This is a genomic window from Polyangiaceae bacterium, assembly GCA_020633205.1.
Lineage (GTDB): Bacteria > Myxococcota_A > Polyangia > Polyangiales > Polyangiaceae > JAHBVY01.
This window is the reverse complement of sequence record JACKEB010000014.1, coordinates 641881-660270: the sequence shown is the minus strand read 5'-3', so window position 1 is coordinate 660270 and position 18390 is coordinate 641881. Positions and strand designations below refer to the sequence as shown.

Below are 18390 nucleotides of genomic sequence, written 5' to 3'. Positions count from 1 at the left end.
GCATGTCGGCACGCTAGGGCAACATGGCGGGAAAGGTCTGATGATTTCAGGACTCCTGCTCCTTAGAGGCGGCGTGCGCCCTCGCAGGCACCTACAAACGTCCGTGTGCGGAAGACAGCGCCCGGGTGATCCGCGCACCCACCCTGCTCCATACGCTGGTCTGCAAAACGCAACCACCCGAGTTCGCGGGCGGGTGAATCCGAATGCGGAAACTCACCCGCTGGCGGAGGGCATGGTAAAAGGGGTACGGTGGAGTTAACTGCCGGCACACTCATCACTCCTCAGATCCGTCTCGAGCGCATGCTTGGAGAGGGCGGAATGGGGAGCGTCTGGGTGGCAGAACACCTGGGGCTCGGCATCCGGGTCGCGGTGAAGTTCATCAGCGAGGAGCTGGCGAGCCAGCCCGAGGTCCGCGAGCGGTTTACTCGGGAAGCGCGCGCCAGCGCCCGCATCAAGAGCCCACACGTGGTTCAGGTATTCGACACGGGAATGCTCGAAGAGCGCGTTCCCTACATCGTGATGGAGCTGCTCGAGGGGCACGACCTGCGCGACCGCATCCGCCAGCTCAAGCGCTTGCCGATCAATGAGGTCGTCACCGTCGTGCGCCAAGCTTGCAAGGCGCTCTCAAAGGCTCACGCAACGGGCGTGATTCACCGCGACATCAAGCCGGACAACCTCTTCATTTGTGATCCCGAGGGCGACGCTCACATCAAGATACTGGACTTCGGAGTTGCTAAGTCAGACGACACGGATCTGGCGATGACCTCTACTGGTGCCGTCGTCGGAACCCCGTACTACATGAGCCCCGAACAGTTGATGAGCGCGAAGCACGTCGATGTCCGCGCGGATCTGTGGTCCCTCGGCGTCGTGGCCTATCACGCACTGACTGGGCAACGACCCTTCGAAGCAGAGACTTTCCCCGGCCTGGTGCTGGCCATCGAACGCGGGGTGTATCCTGCGCCCTACGGCCGCTTGGGCGTGGGCTCCGCAGAGCTGGACGCTTGGATCGACAAGGCGCTGAACCGCGACATCGACCAGCGCTTCACGTCGGCTCAGGAGATGGCCACGGCCCTGGAAGAGGCAGCCGGCGTTCCTCGCGCCCAACAGCCGTCGTTCGTCGATCTCAGCTCCTCTGCGGACAACGAGCCGCCATCGGCGATCTCCTACGCGGACACGGAGATCGACGCCAAGTCGCAGACTCACTCGACCATGGCGCAGTCCGTGACGGACAGCCGGGCGTTGGCACCCCCCAAGAGCCGACGTGGCGGCGTCTTTGCAGCGCTCGGCGTGCTCTCCGTCGCGGGAGTGCTTGCTGCTTGGTTCGCGCTAGGTGGTCGGGGGGTGAGCGCAGAGCCGGTGCACTCCGGCGCCGCGTCGGTGAGCGAACCGGACGCTCCAGCTCCAACGCTCGAAGCCAAGTCGGCTCCGCTTCCGTCGGGATCTGCTTCGGACGACAGTCAGGCAGCCACTCCGCCCGACGAAGCTCCTCCCCCCCAACCAGAAGAGACGGCAGAGGTGCCCACGCAAACGACCAAGTCGGGCGCGACCACCAAGCCGACGAAGGCAACGGCGGCGAAGCAAACGGCGCCCCAGGCACCCTCGAAGCAAGCCCCCAGCAAAGCTAGCGCAAAGCCCTCGAGCGGCTCGACAGCGAAGGCGCCCGTTTCGAATCCAACCCCCGACTACGGATTCTAGTAGCCTGTCTTTCTCGAGGTCGTCTGTATCCGATGATTCCTACGCGACAACACCGCCCCTGGAGGCTCGCCGCTACGCTCGCGCTCAGCGCGCTCCTGATCAGCGGCGCAGCGAACGCTGAACCCACCGCCGCAGAGAAGGAGACCGCGCGTTCACTCCTCGGCGCCGGACAGAAGAAGTACGACGCTGGTGACTACGCGGGAGCGCTCGAGGCGTGGCAGGCGGCGGACGACATCATGCATGTCCCAACCACGGGGATCCGCCTCGGGAAAGCTCAAGAGAAGCTGGGTAAACTGGTGGAGGCTCGGGATGCCTGGCTTGAGGTAGCGAGACATCCGTCAGAGCCGAACGAGCCCAAAGCTTTTACTGCCGCGCGGCAAGAAGCCGCTGCGCTCGCTGCCGCAGTCGAGAAGCGCATCCCCTCCATCACAGTGACCGTGAGCGGCGTGAGCCCTGACGTGGAGCTCGAAGTGTCCGTCGACGACGTGAGCGTTCCTCCCGCGGCAGCGACGCTCCCCCGCAAGGTCAACCCGGGTGCCCATCACCTGCGTGTGGGCGCAGTGGGCTACCTGGTGCAAGAGCAAGACTTCTCCCTGGAAGAGGCCGAGACCCGTACCCTGAATGTGGAGCTCGCGCGCGACCCCGCCGCAGTGACCGCACCGGTGGCTCCACCCGTTGAGCCGGCTGCACCGCCCCCGACTCCCGCGCCGGGCCCAGTTGCCCCGCCACCGCTCAGCGACCCCCAGGCTGACGGCGGCGGAGGCAGCAACACCTTGGCGATTGTCGGCTTCACCCTCGCGGGAGTTGGCGTAGTGGTCGGCGGCGTCACAGGCATCATGTCGGCGACCAAGACCAGCGACATCAAGAACGACTGCGAAGGCAATCGTTGCCCCACGGATTCACAGTCCGACATCGACAGCGCGAAGACCCTCGCCACGGTCTCGAACATCGGCTTTGGTGTGGGGATCTTGGGGCTCGGCGTCGGAGTGCTGGGACTGGTCCTGGATGACTCCGGGTCCGCCCAACGCGGACCGACCCAGGCAAAGCGCGGCTTCTCGTTGACCCCCGTGTTGGGCCTTGGCTCCTTCAACGTGCTGGGGAGCTTCTGATGGCACGGTTAGGCTTCAGCGCCCCGGTGGCGGCCGCGCTGCTACTGGTGACCGCGTGTGGCACCATCACGGGCCTGAACGATCTCGAGACGGATCCAGAGCTAAACGGCATCGGCGGAGCGAGTGGTTCCGCAGGGAATGGAGGCGCTGCTGGAAGCGGAGGAACCGGTGCCTTCGGCGGCACGGCTGGGACCGGCGGAAGCGGGGGCGACTTCCAGTGGGAAGTGCCGGTGGGTTGTGATGAGGTGTACCCGGTTGACGACGTTGGTATGGTGCTGCTGATTGCGCGAGGGATGAGCTCGGTGGTGCGCACCAACCTCAAGAACGGGCTAGCCGAGAACGCTCCCTACTGGAGCACCTTCGGCATCGCGCTCGACATCCTGCCAGACGCAAGCACCCAGAGCTGTCAGGCGCCGCTGGGCAGCGGACACCCCGTGCTGCCGTTCACGGTCTCCTATGCGGATCCATTCCTCACGGATATAGACACATTCTTCCAGACGTTGGGCTCCTCCGCTGGCCAATGCGACGCGCCGGAGCAGAGCCTACGCTACGCCATCCAGGCGTTTCAGCAACACCCCGAGTATCTGGCGAAAGGCGCGATCATCGTCAGCGATGCTCAAGAGATCGGCTGTGATCTGAGCTGGGGACAAACGCAGGCCATCGCGAGCAACGCGATCAAAGGACCTCCGTACATGAAGACGTACGTCTTCAGCTTTTCGGACCTCCAGGACTACTCCGCGGTGCTCTCGGACGTCGGTGGCACGCTCCCCATCAACGGTCCGAGCGCAGACTTCGACCAGATGCTGGCGCTCGCGGCTCAAGAACTAAACGACTGCACGCTGCACTTCGACCATACGAGCCAGGCGGAGCTGGCGTGGGACGGACGCCGCGTTCTCTACACGCCGACTCTGGATCAGTGTGCGTTCAACTTCGATGAGGGCTACTACCCCGTCGGCGACGGCTTGATCAGCCTGTGTCCGTTTACCTGCAACAGCTACGTCCAGGCGCGTCGAAACCTGGATAAAAGAGCCGTGGTCGCCTACTGCCCAGGCTGACGGGGGAAACGGAAAGATCGCATCCGGATCCAGCGTATAAGCCGATCCGATGTTGAAACGGATCGCGCCCTGCCTGTTCGTGATGGTCGGCTGTGGCGGAACGCCGCCCCCGCCGCACGTCCCCTCAGAAGCGCGGTCCTCAGCGAAAGCAGGGCCGCACCCAAGCTCAGCAGAGCCCAAGCTCCCGACAGCATGCGAGCGGGCCCAGCAGAAGCGGCTCAAGGCCAGCAAGCTATATCCTCAGGGATATGTCCAACGAAGCCAGCGCCTGGCAGAACAAGCGTTCAAGCTGTGTCCGGCTGAGCAGCAAGCCTCCAAGGCGCTGCTCTCCGAAATCGCGGCAAGCGCAATAGACCATCGCGGACAGTCGGGTGATGACCTGTGGGCCAAATCCGAAACCGCGCGCGCCGCCGGAGATTTGTCCGCCGCTCGGCGCCTGGCTTCCTCCGCCAGCAGCGCCTTCGCCAAGGCAGGCACGCCGACATCAGCCTGGGCGGGTGTGTCGGGACTACGTCCGTTGGCGCTATCGCGCGACGGAAGCAAGCTCGCCGCGGCGGACCCCGAGGCGAAGCTGGTGCTGCTCGAGACACGCACCCTGAAGCCACTACGTTTCCTCGAGGTTCCGGAAGCGCGCGGCGCAAAGGTCGCACGCTTTTCCCCTGATGGTGCTGTGCTAGGTGTGCTCACCTCACGAGGGGTCCTGCTCCTCGACACCAGTTCCGGAGTTCTGAAGCGCACGCTCTCTTGGGCAGGTGAACTCTCGACTCAGTTTGCCTTCTCGAAAGACGGCACGAGCGTTGTCGTTGGTGGCTACTCGAGGCGGAGCGCGACGGTGCGACGCTTCGAGCTCGCGTCCGGAGACGCTCAAGCGGAGTATCAACTCGCCAAAGGCCACGGCGTTTCGGCGCTGGCAGTGTCTGAACGGGATGGCCGTGTCGCTGTCGGTTTCGAGACGGGTAAGCTCGAGCTCTTGGACGGTATGACGCTCAAGAGCGTGAAAGTACTTGGCGACGGAAAGAAGGGGCGCCCCCAGCTGCTCGCCTTTTCTCCAGTGGAAGATCGCCTGGCGATGCTCTCGGATGACACACGGCTCGCTGTGCTGGATACGGCGAGCGGCAAACCCATCTTAGACGTGGACATCGGTCAAGCGGGTCAACACTCGATTTGTCGTTTCTCTAGCGACGGAACGCGAGTGCTGTTGAACGGCGGTGACCGGCGTGAGGCGCTGCTGGAGTTCGACGCGAAGGACGGGCACGCTTTGAGGGCCAAACCGATGCCTTCCCGAGATCTGGTCTTGGCACCCGATGGGAAGCTCGCCGTCGCCAGTGCCAACGGCCGAATTGGGCTCTTTGTGGTCGACACCACGAGCGGCGAAGTGATCCGCAGCGCTACGACACCTTCGATACGGCTCAAGGGCATGGCCTTCACCGACGGAGCCCTCGCGATCGCTCGGCAACTCTCCCGCGGTAGCGACCAGCGCGTGGAGGTGCTACTAACCAGCGCACGTGCGCCCTCGAGCCATTTCCTCACGGTACCAGGATACAGCGCAAAATTGACGTTCTCCGAGGCGGGCGAACGCCTAGCTGGGTACTTCGGCAGAAGCAGTGTGTTCTACTGGGATGTTGCCGCCAGCGGCCAGCGCCGAGACCTGCCGGATTTTCCTGGTTGGGTATCTGCTCTCAGCTTCAGTTCCAGGGACGTGCTCCACGCGGCAGGTGGACCATCGGATCTAAAGCTCGGCACTGTGCGAGTGGGCGAAGCCAAGTGGGATACTCAGGTCACGCTGCAGCGCCAGAAAGGCCGACGTGGCGCTGCATTGGCAAACGGGCACGCCGTTGTTCGTGGGGAGGACGCGCTCAGCACCTACGACCTCAAGCAACCCAAGCCTGAAGCGCGGCCATTGCCGGGAGGCAATGAGAGAGGCACGTTGACTCTTTCCGGTGACGGCCGAGTGCTGATCCTGGTGACGAACGAGGGCATCCAGCGCGTGCAGCTCGAAGGGCCACCGAGTAGACAGCTCTTGTCTGCACGCTGCACTCGCGGCCCCGTAGCCGCCTCTCGAGATGGTTCGGTCGTGGTCGCCGCGTGCAAGTATCGCGAACTATCCGTGTTCAGGGACGGCGAGCAGCAAACCATTCAGTTGCACGCCGATGCACTCGAGATATCTCCGAGCGGTGAGGTAATTGCCGTCGGTCAGGATGACATGGTCAGCCTGCTCGGAGCTGATCTGAAACCTCGCGTCGACCTACGCTTCACTGGACCCGCCGCGGCGCAAGCCACAGCCCCAGACGGCAAGCTCGAACTGCTCGGCGACCAAACTGGCGCGGGGCAATACTGCATCGTCGCCCAACGCGCCTACCCGTTCGAGCTGTGTGAAGACCAACTGCTGCAAGATGACCTAGTCGTAGACGCGCTCCTACCCAATTGAACCTCGGTCACCTTACCGAGTTGGCTCCGCGCGGCAGCGACTAGCAGCGCTTCGCCGGAGCGTGCTAGCATCGGCGCGGTGTTGGGAGTTCTACCCCTTCTCGCGATCAGCTTCATGTTGAACGCGGCCGTGTTCATCGGCTCACGCTGGCTGGTGGCTAGGCTGTGCGGAGTTCGAGGACTATCGCTCTTCGGCTTTGAGAGCACTCCGTGGCAGGACGCCGGCTTGGGCCAAAGGACCTTGTTCACGGCGATAGGTCCCCTGAGTTGTTACGTGACGGCGGTTGCCCTGTTTGCGCTCGCACAGCTATCCATGGGCCGCCAGGAGCCAACGCTGCGCCTGGTGGTCTCGCCGGATGGCGCCGCGGCACTCGCGGGCGTTCGAAACGGAGACGAGGCCGTTTCACTTGCCGGCACGCAAATCAAGGAGTGGCAGCAGCTGGTGGACGAGGTGCGGCTTCACCCGAACGAAGAGGTCACGTTCGTCGTCAAGCGCGGCGGGCGAGAGGTGTCACTGCCGGTGTCCCTCAGCGATCCGCCACAGCTGAAGGTCATGCCGGAGATGCAGCGGTTCGACGTGGACCTCACCAAGGTGCTGAAGAGTTCCTTCATCATGCCCCTCAAGTTTTGGAAGGAAAAGCTGCTGAGCTGGGTGGATCCGGAGGTTCCCGTAGCGCCGATGCGCATCGACCATCCCAGCGAGACACCGCTCTACACCTACGTAGCCTACGCAGGCGTCCTGGGGGCGTATGGGCTTCCGGTCCCGCTCTTGGTCGCCTTCGCAGCATTTCCCCGAAGAAACAGAAGGAAGCCACAAGGAGCAGCATGACTCGACTCATCTTCGCATTCGTTCCGGTCGCGCTGGCGTCGGCCACGCTGTTCTGCACGATCGACGCTGGCGCCGACATCTTGCCGCCGGGTCACAAGGGCGCAAAGGCGTCGATCCAGGTCTCCGGGGAGCCGCCGCAGGACTCGGTGTTCGTGCTAGCGAACACTTTCGACGGGACGACGACGCTGGAGCCTGGAAAGCCGAGCCCGGTCAACTGGCATCCGTTGCAGGGCGACCTCGAGCTGGTGCTCGTCAAGCGAGCCGACCTCAAGCAATTCGAGGATCTCTCCCGGGAAAAAGACGAACGCTGGAAGACGATTCGTCAGTACAGCACTTCGTGCTCGAAGGGCTTTGCGGGAGTACGAGCCATCAAAGTCACGGAACCCTACGACGAGGTACGCTGGTACTACGAAGTGAACGTAGACGGAGATAAATGCACGTCGAAGCTCGCGCGCACCGCCTACCTCGCGAAGGGTGAAGAGGTGCGGTCCGAGCCCAGTGCTCCGAGCGCAACGAGCAAGCCCAGCGCAGCCCCGAGCGCGTTACCTCCGGGAACCGATGTGTCCTCACCCCCAAACAAGTCTGCGGCCTCTGGAGGGTGCTCTGGGTGTGCCACGAGTCGTTCAAAGCCGAGCGCAGCTTGGTTGTTTGCGCCGCTCTTGCTGCTCTGGCGCAAGCGGCGCAAGAGCAGAGCCTAGCGCTGGCGTCGATTGAACCTGACTAGCTAGCGGCGCACGAGCGACCAACCGAACTGCCGCGTACCAATGGCCTTGGACAGCGAAACCCAGAGTACCGTCATGGGTTCGAGGTAGCGTGCTGAAGCCAACGGCCCGGCGGGCACCGCATCGAGCCCGACGTCAGCCGCGAGTTCGAGCACGCTGTTGCGCGCGTCGTCATCGTCCGCCGCGACGAAGTTAGTGGCGCGCGTGCCTGCGAAGACGGGATTGACCAACACCTCCGCGCCTTGTTGGTTGAAGGAACGCACGATGCGCGCGCCTGGTAGCGCCTTAGCGAGCTGTTCTGATGAAGACGTGGTGTGTCCGTACGTCAGCGTGAAGCCTTTACCGATCGCGTTGGTGCAGTCGACGACCACCTGCCCCTCGAGGCCACCCATGGCCTGCGCGACCTCGACGACGGCGCCCGCCGGGATCGCGAGCACGATCACGTCGCGCTGGTCTGCGCCTTGGGCGATGCCAGAGGTGGTCGCCCCGAGCGCGACGAGCGCCTTCACGCCTGTTGCGTTCGCGTCCCGTGTGACGATGCGCACGTCGTGACCGGTGCGCAGCCAAGCGCGCGCCAACGCACCACCGATGTTGCCGCTACCCACGATCGCGATGCGCTGTCGCTTGCTCGGCCGTGCAGAGCTGGGAGCATCTCGCTCCAGCCGACGGGACACCGCAAATCCGATATTGCGTCCGTTTCCCCACGCAAGCGCGAGCTTGATCCAGAGCATCGCCAGGGGCTCGGTCTCACGAGCCCGGCGCAGACTGTCGAAGCCATACGCATCAAAGCCAATCTGCTCCGCGAGTTGCACCACCTTGGAGACCGCGTCCCCGTCGTCGCCCGCGACCGGCATGAAGATGCGATGTGGGCCGTATTGCGGATTGGCCATGTTCTCGAGCCCAGTGCTATTGAACGCTTTCACCACCCGCGCGTTCGTGGCCAAGGCAGCCACTTGTTCCGCACCAGAGCCGTCGTGCCCGTGGGTCAACACGAAGCCAGGCCCAATGGGATTCGTGACATCAATCAGGACCTTGCCCTGGAGATCACCGAGCGCAGGGACTACTTGCGAGGCAGCAGCCCAGGGGATGGTCAGCACGACGACGTCAGCCCACGCGGCCGCGGCTGCTGGCGTATCGACTGATGAACCTACAACCGGGGACGTGCTCCCCCGAGATCCAAACACGACCTCGTGCCCCACGTTTGCCCAAGCGCGACCGAGCGTCGTCCCGACCTGACCTGTCCCGATGATAGCGATTCGCATTTTCGACTCCGGAGCAGATCCTGAGGAGGAATCGGGTCCACCGGAAGTGCAGCGCGTGCAACTAGAAGCTGCAAAATCCTGAATCCGTCCCCTATCAGCATTGGATGTTAGATCCTCAGGGAACCAGCTCTATCGACGACTGTGAAGCTCGCTCGCTTACCGCTGCCGCGAATGGTGCTCAGCGACGATTGCTGCCATACCCGTCCTATGCGTTCTCCGCTGCTTGGGACTTTTCGCATTCAAATCGTCTCGTTGTTGGCTTGCTTGATGCCGGGTGCCGTCGCGTGTTCGTCCAAGGACGATAGCTCAGCTTCGGGCGCCGCAGGCAGCGCCGGCGCGGCCGGCGCACCAGGTGGAGCAGACGGTACAGCAGGTACGAGCGGCGATGCTGGGACGGGCGGCGTCGCTGGCACCAGCGGCACAGCAGGGAGCGGCGGGGTTGCAGGTTCGGGCGGCTGCCCCGCCGGGAGCAGCGTGGTCGTGGAAGCAACGGAAGAAGCACCAGCCGACTGCGCCCCCGTCGCTTGGTTCGATCAGTTTGGTGGCCCAGCCGACCAAGCCGTCCGGGGCACGACCTTCGATACACAAGGCAACATCTGGATCACGGGCAAGACGACCGAAGCGCTCGACGGGCCTCACGACGGCGACCTAGCCGCCGATTTCGCGCGGAAATACAGTCCTCAAGGCGAGGTGGTTTGGACCAAGCAAGGCACCGGGGGGAGCATAGGCTGGCACGTTCGACTCGACTCCGACGGGAACCTCTACAACACCGTCACCACGAGAACAGCGGATATCCCCAGCGAAGCGGAGATCATCGGCGGGGGTGGGTTCGGCGACTGCGCGCTACGCAAGTACTCCCCTGCGGGCGAGCTGCTCTGGGAACGCTACCTTGGAGGGGCCAAGGACGACATCTGCTATCTGGAGCTGTCGAACGGCCGCCCCATCGTCTTTGGGTCCTCAGAGGGCGACATCTACAACCAGAACGGGGTAAGAGCCGAAGCCGTGCTGACCACCTTCGACGAAGAGGGCAACCCGCTCTGGCACACGGTCTACGACACCAACGACGACGACTACTTCTTCGACCTCGCAACGACTCCACAGGGAAACATGCTCGTATTGGCAGGGGTGTCCTACGGTTGTTGCAACGGGATCGGTCGTACTCACCAGATCGAGCTGACGCCGAACGGAGAAGTCGTGGACGACCGGATCCTGTTCTCAGCCTACGAGTTCGCGTCAGAGATCGAAATCGACGCCGCGGGGAATCGCTACTACACCAGCGACTTCGAAGGTCGCGACGAGCAGGTCCTCTACAAGTATGACGCCGCGGGCCTGGCGTTATGGAGTAAGCCCCTGCGGCTGGACGGAGTGCCTTCGCTAACCCTGCTCCCCAATGGTGCTCCTGTTATCGCGGGAGAGCTGAAAGGCAAAGTGTGGATGCAGAGTTGGTCGAGCGACGGCGAACCGCGGAAGTCGTTCCACTTCGGGACCGGAGCGGACTTGGTTAAGAGCATATCCGCCAGCCCCAGAGGTGAAGTGGCCGTTGCCGGCTATACATTTGGCTCCTTCGCAGGTCATCAGAACCCCAACACCAACTCGAGCGACGGAATGCTGTTCGTGTTTCCACCCGACACGTTCTAGCTAGGCGCCTCCAGCAGGTACGCGCTTTCGGCAACTGCGACCTTGCGGTACGGTGTCGCGCGCGCATGGGGGCTTTCTCAGCGCGTCTACCAAGGGGGAGTGGATGCAAGGCGGCGGATACGGATATGGCCCCGCGTCGGGGCAGGCGAGTGGCTACGGAGTACCCATGTCCGGAGGCCCGCCGGGTTCAGCGCGTCCCGCGGGCGGAGGCTATGAGTTCACGCCCGAACAAGACGCCAAGCTGTCTTCCACCGGAGCCAAGCTGACCTTCGCTGGCATCATGCAAATCGTGTGGGGCGTGGGCCAGCTCCTGTTCTCTTGGTTCTGGGGGTTCGGGCAGTGGTTCTACAACCTGCCCATCTCGATCACGCTGATTGTGATCGGCATCCTGTTCATCGGGGTTGGCAATTCCTTCAAGCAGATCTCCAGCACCCAAGGGAACGACATCGATCACCTGATGAGCGCGGTGAGCAAGCTGGGGGGCTTGGCGATCGTGCAGATCATCGGTTTCGCCCTCGCGATGGTCCTCGGGGCAGCGATCGTCGTGCTCGCGCTCTTCGTTGGTGTTGCGATGCTTGCCGCCGGCGGGTGATCGGGTCGACCGCGCGGTCTCGCAAGACGACTGCGCGGTAGCGCTAAGAGCCTGGCGGTCGGGGTCGCAAGAACTAAGCTCCCGGCCGTGGCCTTCGTAGAGGAACTGAAGCAAGGCGTTCATGGCGTGACATTCGACCCAGGTGAGGTCGAGGTCCTCAAGGATGGAGAGCGCAGCGCCGTCTTCGTGCACAAGGAGACGGGTGCACTCTGGCACTGTGTTCGCTCTGCGCTGCCTTTCCGCTGGGATGATGACGTCGACGCCTGGCGACGCGAGGTGGAGCGTCAAGCCAAGGGCATGTTCCTCGAGCGTTGGGCTTTGAATGCAGCAGAGCGTGGGGGGGAGGGAGAACCGCGCACCAACGATCCAACCTGGTCACCAATCATCGAGTGCGATCGCATCGTGATCGACGACGAGCCAATCGCCAAGATCCGACACCGCACTGCCTACGAGCCGGGGCTGGAGTCGATTGACTGCAGGCTCCTAATCCCGATCGAAGACGGCACAATCGAGTTCGTTTGCCAGACCACCGACAGGCTCACCGGAATGCGTGAGACGGTGCTCATGGCTGGGCTGATGGAAGGATCGGACGAACTAGAGCACCCTGGTCAGGCCTATTTCGATGACCCGAAGCACGACGAGACGTTCAGCGACCACGCCTTGAGTCGCAATCGTCGCGAAGTGGATCGGGTCTTGGAGAGCCTGGAAGTATCGGAGACAGCAGCGGAGAGTGCTCCGACCAGGGTTGAGCTCCCGAGGTCTGCGTGCTCTCTCGTTCCGCCTCCGCGCTTCGCGGCGGTGTCTCCCGATGCCCTCCGCATGGCGCCGACGATCTCCAACTTCGCTCGTGTTGCCCTGTCCTCGATTGACTCGTAGCCCACTTTACTTTCCGCGTGGCATCTAGACTATGTCGCGGTTCCGCCAGGGGACAAGCAGGCGCTCACCGATCTGGCCGAAGGGATCGTGAATGAGTGGGAGAGCGAAGGTCGAGCCCCCGGCTTTGCCCAAACCGAAGCGACGCTGGTGGCCGTTTTAGGTTCACGGCTCGCAGAGTGGCCGTCTTGGGTGCTCGAACGTGAGTGGTTGACCAAGTATCACCGCGCGGAAATAAGAAGCAAAGCTCGGATTGGACTGATCGCGTGAAGAGACACTTCACGGGCACAGTCGAATAGTTCAAACCTAGGCGCTGCGCGAGACTCGACTGGCGACGCGACCACAGGGATCTGAGCACTGACAATGCGACTAACCAACGGCCTCCTCTGCCTTCTTCTGTCAGGCGCTGGCGCCTGTACATTGAGCCCGACCATCGTCTTTCCCGAAGGCTTCGCACCGGCACCTGGGCCAGAAGCACTCCAGCTCCCGCCGAAGGGCGAAGCGGGGCGCGGTTGCCTTTCGGCTCTCTCACTAACCGGAGATATCGACGGAAAGGCGACGGCTGGAGAGTGCGTGAAAGGCAACGAGGGCTACGGAAGCCTGACCGGCCTCGACTTCGCTAGCGGCCAGCTACTGCTACGCTCGAGCTTCGAGGACCAGGGCCCTCACCCCGACGGTGATCACGCAGCAAGCGCGCTACTCAACACTGCCTCGGGTCCGCTGCTGTGTGCTCCAAAGGCAAGCTTCACGACCGAAGGCAACGTGCTCGGGAGTTTGACGGCAACAGAACTCCACGCGCTTCAACGTTGCGACTCGGTTCCCCCGGGAGATGGCGTCCTCGATTTTGGCGCGCAAGGCAAGGCCGTCTGCGGAACCATCGAGGGACAAACCGTGGACGACAAGATCCTCGTTTACAACACCGACAGCCGGGGCACCCTGGAGTTCGCGACTCAGAAGGGCAAGCTACGACTTCAGCTAGACGTCGCCGACCAGCGACGGAAGGTGAAGTTCATGGAGTACATCACGCTCGAGGGCTCGCGGATCAGCCTCGCGTGCGCTGGCAGCCAGAGCTATGTGGATGGAAACCGAGAAGGTGGTCACTGGGAACCGAGCCACGTGCACATCGAAGGTGTCTCCCTCCAATCTTGCACCGAGGCGCCCAAGATCTCCGGGAGCTTCGACCTGCGATAGCGCTCACCATCCCGGCGATTGTAGACTCGGCCGGGGAGGCGACATTGGGTTGGACTAAGCGGATCGTTGCGACGACGGTGGTGGCGATTCTCGCCTCGAGCGGCTGTGGCAAGACTGAGTCGGAACCTGAGCACGGCGAGCTGCGAACTCACTCTGGCTCGAGACTCAAGGTCGTCTGGGAGGCGGTTGGCAGCCAACGCGAAGCGGTGGGCTGGTACGACACGGAACTCGAAGCGCGGTGCACCTTCGAGCGCGTCGGCGACGAGTTCTGGTGCCTACCCCACGACATGGTCGTCGGCTTCGCAGACTCGAGCTGCACGAAACCAATTCTCCTCTTCTACTCGGACACCGAGCCAGGCATCGCCTCGATCCGCGACTACGGCGGCGCGTACTGCAAACCGTACCTCGGGGCCGAGCTGGTTCGCATCGGGAAGAAGCTGCCGCGCCCCGATGTCTACTACAGCGCCGACGATTGTTCTCCGGTGGAAACGCCAGACAACTACTCGGAGTTCGAGTTCATCGAGCGCCTCCCGCTGGAGCGCAGCGTCTCCGGGAAGCTCCTGACCCGCGAGCTGAACGAGCGAGTGAGCGAACGCTTCTTGCGAGCCGCCGATGGCGCGGAAGCGTCTTACCGTTTCTGGGATCGTCGGCTCGAGACCGATCTTTGGCTTCTCGATGGGTCGTATGTGCCTCTCGGCAATCTCGCTGTACCAGGGTTCAGCAACGCGAGCTGTTCTGAGCCGCTACCGCAGTTGGTTTCGTGGACGGATTGCGGGCAAACGTACGCAATGGACTGGGACGTGGAGAATGACGACGATTGCGGGCTTCGCGTCGACTTCTATCGCATCGGCGAACCACTACAGGGCGACGTGTACGTCGACAGCCCAACCTGTTCGCTGAGCGGTGACGTTCACGCAGTCGGCGAGCGACTCGATCCCGCGGAGTTGATTTCAACCCACGACGAGGTGGTCGGTGAAGGTCGCATTCGGGCGATTCGGGCAACCACCAACGAGCACTTTACAGGACCCTTCGCTCGCTTAGCCGAAGCCGGGTTCGGGGCGCCGCTCGGGGCGCGCTTCGACTCCGACGCCCTCGCTGACATCGCCGCATTGGTCCGGCTTGCGTCCACATCCCCAGCGCGTGCTCCGCGGCGTCGCTGGAGGTTGGGGCTGACGAGATCCTCGGTCTCAACGCGATGGGGCGTTCCGCCCTGCAGTCGGCGCTCGAGAAGGGTTAGCAGCAGGGTCACTCAGGCGCGAGGCGGCGCGCACAGCTGCGCCTTCAGTAGCTCGATCAAGCCACCGACCGTCAGTTCACGGTCGAGCACCACGAGCTCAAAGCCACCCGAGTCACGGCGCTTGGGCACATCGATTTCGCGGACGAAGGTCTCCTCGAGCGCCATGATGAGCTCGGTCAGGTCGAGCGCATCTGCGTTGAGATCGCTTCTCAGATTGCTCTCGAGACGCACGCTCTCGCGCGGCTGAAATAGTTGTTCGGCCACATTGTCGAACACGCCCTGCTCGATCACGCCGGGTTCGAGGGGCGGCGGCGGAACCACGACCCGCTCGGCCTCCTGCTTGGCGCGGAGCTCGAGCATCAGCATTCGGATGCGACCCACCGCGTAGTCTCGAGCCTCTCGGATGCTCTGGGGATCCGCTTCCGGCTCGAACGAGAGCGAGAGGTCCCGCCCCCAGATCCCTTCGCTACATCCGAAGATGTCCAGCACTTCCCAGTCGTCGTTCAGGATCCGGATGAACGTGTTGGGCAACTCGGGATCGACCACCGCGACGTCCTCGATCGGCGCATCGATCTCGCTCTCCGAAACTCCGAGCTCCTCGCAGATCAGCTCCGTAATAGCCTTCTCTAGGCCCTCCACCTGAGCAGGGGTCAAGACTTCCAGATCACGCTCGACTTCTTCCGCCACGCACCGCTCTTACGTTCGCGAAGGGTCGCGCCTTCCAATCACAGAGCCGGAAAGCCCGCCGCACTCACCTCTTTGCCCACGGCGCCGGGGGTCGCGACCAAGACTACGTCTGTTGCTGCGACCGAGTCGCTTTCTCCCACTTGGGCTGCGGGCCGCATCCAAGGAGATGTTGTGAACGCGGAAGCGCGCATGCGCCGATAGGCGCAAGTGAACCTGCGGCGGAGCACATCCTGCGGGGGGGGCAGCTCGCTCCGGCCAGCTTCGCTGCCAGCCGGCCCCGCAGGATTCACTACGCGCTGCGCGCGTTCGGCTCGCAGGAGCTCGCCGACCGTGGTTCTCACTGGACTCCGTCCAGCGCGCTGGACTCAGCTTCGCGGGGTGTGATCGACTGAGGACGCCACCCTGCGCCCCGCAGGATTCACTACGCGCTGCGCGCGTTCGGCTCGCAGGGGCTCGCCGACCGTGGTTCTCACTGGACTCCGTCCAGCGCGCTGGACTCCGTCCAGTTCGAATCGAACCTGCGAGGGATCACAATCCTGCGGGGTGGGCCACTCGCTCCGGCCGCGCAGCGGCCTCCGCGAGTGGCGCGCCCCGCAGGATTCGAACCTGCGACCTGCGGATTCGAAGTCCGACGCTCTATCCAGCTGAGCTAGGGGCGCATGTCGTGGCGAGCCGCGACGGCCTGGATAGTGTTAGGCAATCTGCGTTTGGTCAAGGCTTTGCGATCTGGGTCGAGTTCGCCGGCCCCATCGCGCACAGACTGGGGCGATCCACCTCCCCCAGCGCCGCCTTCTAACTCGCCCCGGGCCTCGGCAGCGTCAGCCCGGCTTGAGCAGGTATGGCTCGAGGTTGGGCCGGGCCTCTTCCGCAAGGAAATGCTCTGTGACTCGCATCCCGGCATCGCGCAGCAGCTTCAGACCCGCGCCTTGATTTCGGGGGTGAGGATCGATGAGCGCGACGTAGACCGCGCCGACCCGGCGCGAGATCATCGCCCGGGCACAGGACGGGGTGCGCTGGTGAAAGGAGCAGGGTTCGAGGGTTACGAACGCGGTGACATCCTCGAGGTCGCCCTGGACCTGACTTAGCGCCATGGGCTCCGCGTGGTGTTCGAAAGGTGGCTGGGTAAAGCCCCGGGCGATGATCTCGCCGTCACGCACCAGCACGCAGCCAACAGGCGGATTCGGTAGGCATGCTGGGAGGGCACGCTTGCCCTCCGCGATCGCAGCCCGCATGAACTCCTCGGCAGTGGCCAGGTCGAGTTCAGGCGCGGTGGGGACGATGAGTGTCACGGCGCAGCCTGCTTGTCGTCGGCGGTCAGGCCGTACTCCGCGAGCTCGAACACCACCTTGGACCCGTCCGTGTTGCTCTCATTCTTGACCATGGCGTTGATCGGCACCTTGGTGTGATTCCAGACGCGTCCCTTGGAGTGGATGTTCATGACCTTGAAGTCGAAGTCGCGATAGTAGCAACCCTTGAAGTCGCCAGCGGCCACCTTCACGTCTTCCTGCGGCAGGCCTTCCAAGCTGTCAACGGCCAGCGCAGCGAGCTGCCCGCCAAAGCCCTTCATTGCGGCGCTAAGCATCGGACCACTCAGGGTGTGGCTCTGACCCGTGGGCAGCGTGACCTTCGCTTTCTCGACCTTGAAGTCCTTGGACGCACGACCGTTCTTGAAGTCGATCAGGATGCTCACGTCCGCTGCCTTGCCACCCGGCTGATCGATCTGGATCTGGATCCAGAACGCATTGCCCTCTTTGCCCGTCACGCGATAGCTCACGTCGCCTGCTGGAGCCCCGTCGCGCGTCGTCTTGTAGCGGGTCCATTGCCCCACGGCAAAAGGCAGAGGCACTGTTCCAGAAGCTTCTCCCGCCGGGGCGCTGGTTGCGCTGCCCGCGCTGACGGCCGCGGAGCTGGACGCGGCCGCGCCTTCTCCCCCTCCGCGCAAATCGTCGACCTTCTTGCAGCCGAGGCTCGCCGCAAGCAGGAGCACCAAGAATGAAGCCGTGCCGAAGGGTTTGCGCGGCGTTTTGCTGGAGTTGGGAGGGGAAACGAGGGTCAACATATCCTTCGCGTAGCGGCTCTGCTTAAACATCGCAAGGCTTCGGACTATCCTCGTGGGGATGCCCCGGAGGATCACGCGGTTGGTCACGCTGAGCGCCACCTTGTTGAGCGCCACGTTGCTCGTGCGTTGTGTCCTCCCCCCCAGCTTCGAGGGATATGAGTCAGCCGCTGGTGGCACAGGGGGAACCGGAGGTGCTGGCGGTGTTGGCGGCACAGCAGGCTCTGCGGGGACGACCGCTGGCAGCGCAGGCGTAGCGGGCACCGGCGGTGTTAGCGACGCCGGCAGCGACGCGATGGACGGCGGTATCAAACCGTGGGGCGCGCACTGTCAGAGCAGCGACGAGTGCGGGAAAGATCTGTTCTGCACCAAGGACATGTCGACGGCGGGGAGTTTCGCGCTCTACGTCAACGTGAACGCGCCAAGCTGCGCCTCGGCCTGCGACGCCGCCGAGCCAGGCTGTATGGGCCCCAATGGTAAAACAGGCACGTGCGTCGGCGTGGGCAAGAACGGCGCTTGCATCCAGCAGTGCGACATCGAGTTCGCGGGCTACCAGTGCGTGACCGGCAACCAGTGCTCCGCCGAATGGACCTTCAGCGGCTTCGGCACCTGCAGCATCAAATGCCAGCAGGACTCCGACTGCAGCTACATGGACGAAGCGACGAAGTGCCGCGCCGACGGGCTCTGCGACTTCAGCGCAGACCCCCAACCGCTAGACGACTGCTCTCAAGCGAACTGCAGCTGCTATCCAGATCCGTTCGGAACCAAGGGCACCTGCCGGATCCCTTGTGAGAACGACGGGGATTGCCCCACTCACACGGCTTCGGGCAAGCAGATGTTCTGTCCCATCTCGAACCCAAACCAACCCGCATACGGGTTCTGCATCATTCCGTGTGACAACCCTGGCGCCGCGGACCCAACGTGCGATCCCCTGGGGCTGAAGTGCGCGACCTTCGAGGGCAAAGACGGCTGCGCCGACCCGGATGCGCTGCTCTAGTCAGACCACGTTTTACCTAG

15 protein-coding genes and 1 tRNA gene are annotated in these 18390 nt (G+C 63.5%); 11 read left to right on the top strand and 5 right to left on the bottom strand.

What is annotated here, in order from left to right; all coding sequences use genetic code 11:
• Nucleotides 1-249: 249 nt before the first annotated feature.
• From H6718_22880 to H6718_22855, 6 genes are all read left to right on the top strand, one after another.
• Nucleotides 250-1695: a protein kinase gene (locus tag H6718_22880; GenBank protein MCB9588270.1), complete on the top strand. Its 1446-nt coding sequence runs from the start codon at nucleotides 250-252 to the stop codon at nucleotides 1693-1695.
• A gap of 32 nt (nucleotides 1696-1727) precedes the next feature.
• Nucleotides 1728-2804, top strand: a complete 1077-nt coding sequence (locus H6718_22875; protein ID MCB9588269.1) for a hypothetical protein — start codon at nucleotides 1728-1730, stop codon at nucleotides 2802-2804.
• Nucleotides 2804-3859 (top strand): hypothetical protein, encoded by a 1056-nt coding sequence (locus H6718_22870; protein ID MCB9588268.1) that lies wholly within the window; start codon nucleotides 2804-2806, stop codon nucleotides 3857-3859. The genes H6718_22875 and H6718_22870 overlap by 1 nt, the downstream gene beginning before the upstream one ends.
• Before the next feature lie 49 nt (nucleotides 3860-3908).
• The gene (locus tag H6718_22865; GenBank protein ID MCB9588267.1) at nucleotides 3909-6287 is read left to right on the top strand and encodes a WD40 repeat domain-containing protein; all 2379 of its coding nucleotides are present in this window, start codon (nucleotides 3909-3911) and stop codon (nucleotides 6285-6287) included.
• Between the two features lie 78 nt (nucleotides 6288-6365).
• A complete protein-coding gene (locus H6718_22860) occupies nucleotides 6366-7115 on the top strand; it encodes a hypothetical protein (protein MCB9588266.1) in 750 nt (249 codons plus the stop codon).
• The gene (locus H6718_22855) at nucleotides 7112-7813 is read left to right on the top strand and encodes a hypothetical protein (GenBank protein ID MCB9588265.1); all 702 of its coding nucleotides are present in this window, start codon (nucleotides 7112-7114) and stop codon (nucleotides 7811-7813) included. The genes H6718_22860 and H6718_22855 overlap by 4 nt, the downstream gene beginning before the upstream one ends.
• Nucleotides 7814-7839: 26 nt before the next feature.
• On the opposite strand, the gene H6718_22850 is transcribed toward H6718_22855, so the two are convergent.
• The gene (locus H6718_22850) at nucleotides 7840-9099 is read right to left on the bottom strand and encodes an NAD(P)-binding domain-containing protein (GenBank protein ID MCB9588264.1); all 1260 of its coding nucleotides are present in this window, start codon (nucleotides 9097-9099) and stop codon (nucleotides 7840-7842) included.
• A 207-nt stretch (nucleotides 9100-9306) separates the two neighbouring features.
• Between H6718_22850 and H6718_22845 the strand changes: the two genes are divergently transcribed.
• From H6718_22845 to H6718_22830, 4 genes are all read left to right on the top strand, one after another.
• Entirely contained in the window at nucleotides 9307-10737 is a 1431-nt protein-coding gene (locus H6718_22845) for a hypothetical protein (GenBank protein MCB9588263.1), read from the top strand.
• Between the two features lie 166 nt (nucleotides 10738-10903).
• Nucleotides 10904-11329: a hypothetical protein gene (locus tag H6718_22840; GenBank protein MCB9588262.1), complete on the top strand. Its 426-nt coding sequence runs from the start codon at nucleotides 10904-10906 to the stop codon at nucleotides 11327-11329.
• Between the two features lie 87 nt (nucleotides 11330-11416).
• A complete protein-coding gene (locus tag H6718_22835; protein ID MCB9588261.1) occupies nucleotides 11417-12205 on the top strand; it encodes a hypothetical protein in 789 nt (262 codons plus the stop codon).
• 360 nt (nucleotides 12206-12565) lie between these two features.
• Nucleotides 12566-13393, top strand: coding sequence for a hypothetical protein (locus tag H6718_22830; protein ID MCB9588260.1), 828 nt, complete (start codon nucleotides 12566-12568; stop codon nucleotides 13391-13393).
• Between the two features lie 1249 nt (nucleotides 13394-14642).
• Here H6718_22830 and H6718_22825 read toward each other — a convergent pair.
• The 4 genes from H6718_22825 to H6718_22810 all read right to left on the bottom strand — a co-directional run bounded on the left by H6718_22825 (nucleotide 14643) and on the right by H6718_22810 (nucleotide 17406).
• Nucleotides 14643-15317 carry a hypothetical protein gene (locus H6718_22825; GenBank protein MCB9588259.1) on the bottom strand — a complete coding sequence of 225 codons (675 nt, stop codon included), beginning with the start codon at nucleotides 15315-15317 and terminating at the stop codon, nucleotides 14643-14645.
• A 582-nt stretch (nucleotides 15318-15899) separates the two neighbouring features.
• A tRNA-Arg gene (locus H6718_22820) sits at nucleotides 15900-15976 on the bottom strand.
• Between the two features lie 159 nt (nucleotides 15977-16135).
• Nucleotides 16136-16549 carry a riboflavin-specific deaminase gene (locus H6718_22815; GenBank protein ID MCB9588258.1) on the bottom strand — a complete coding sequence of 138 codons (414 nt, stop codon included), beginning with the start codon at nucleotides 16547-16549 and terminating at the stop codon, nucleotides 16136-16138.
• 53 nt (nucleotides 16550-16602) lie between these two features.
• Nucleotides 16603-17406, bottom strand: coding sequence for a hypothetical protein (locus tag H6718_22810; protein ID MCB9588257.1), 804 nt, complete (start codon nucleotides 17404-17406; stop codon nucleotides 16603-16605).
• Between the two features lie 28 nt (nucleotides 17407-17434).
• Here H6718_22810 and H6718_22805 point away from each other — a divergent pair, with 28 nt between their 5' ends.
• Complete coding sequence (locus H6718_22805) at nucleotides 17435-18370, top strand: hypothetical protein (GenBank protein ID MCB9588256.1); 936 nt, start codon at nucleotides 17435-17437, stop codon at nucleotides 18368-18370.
• Nucleotides 18371-18390 lie beyond the last annotated feature (20 nt).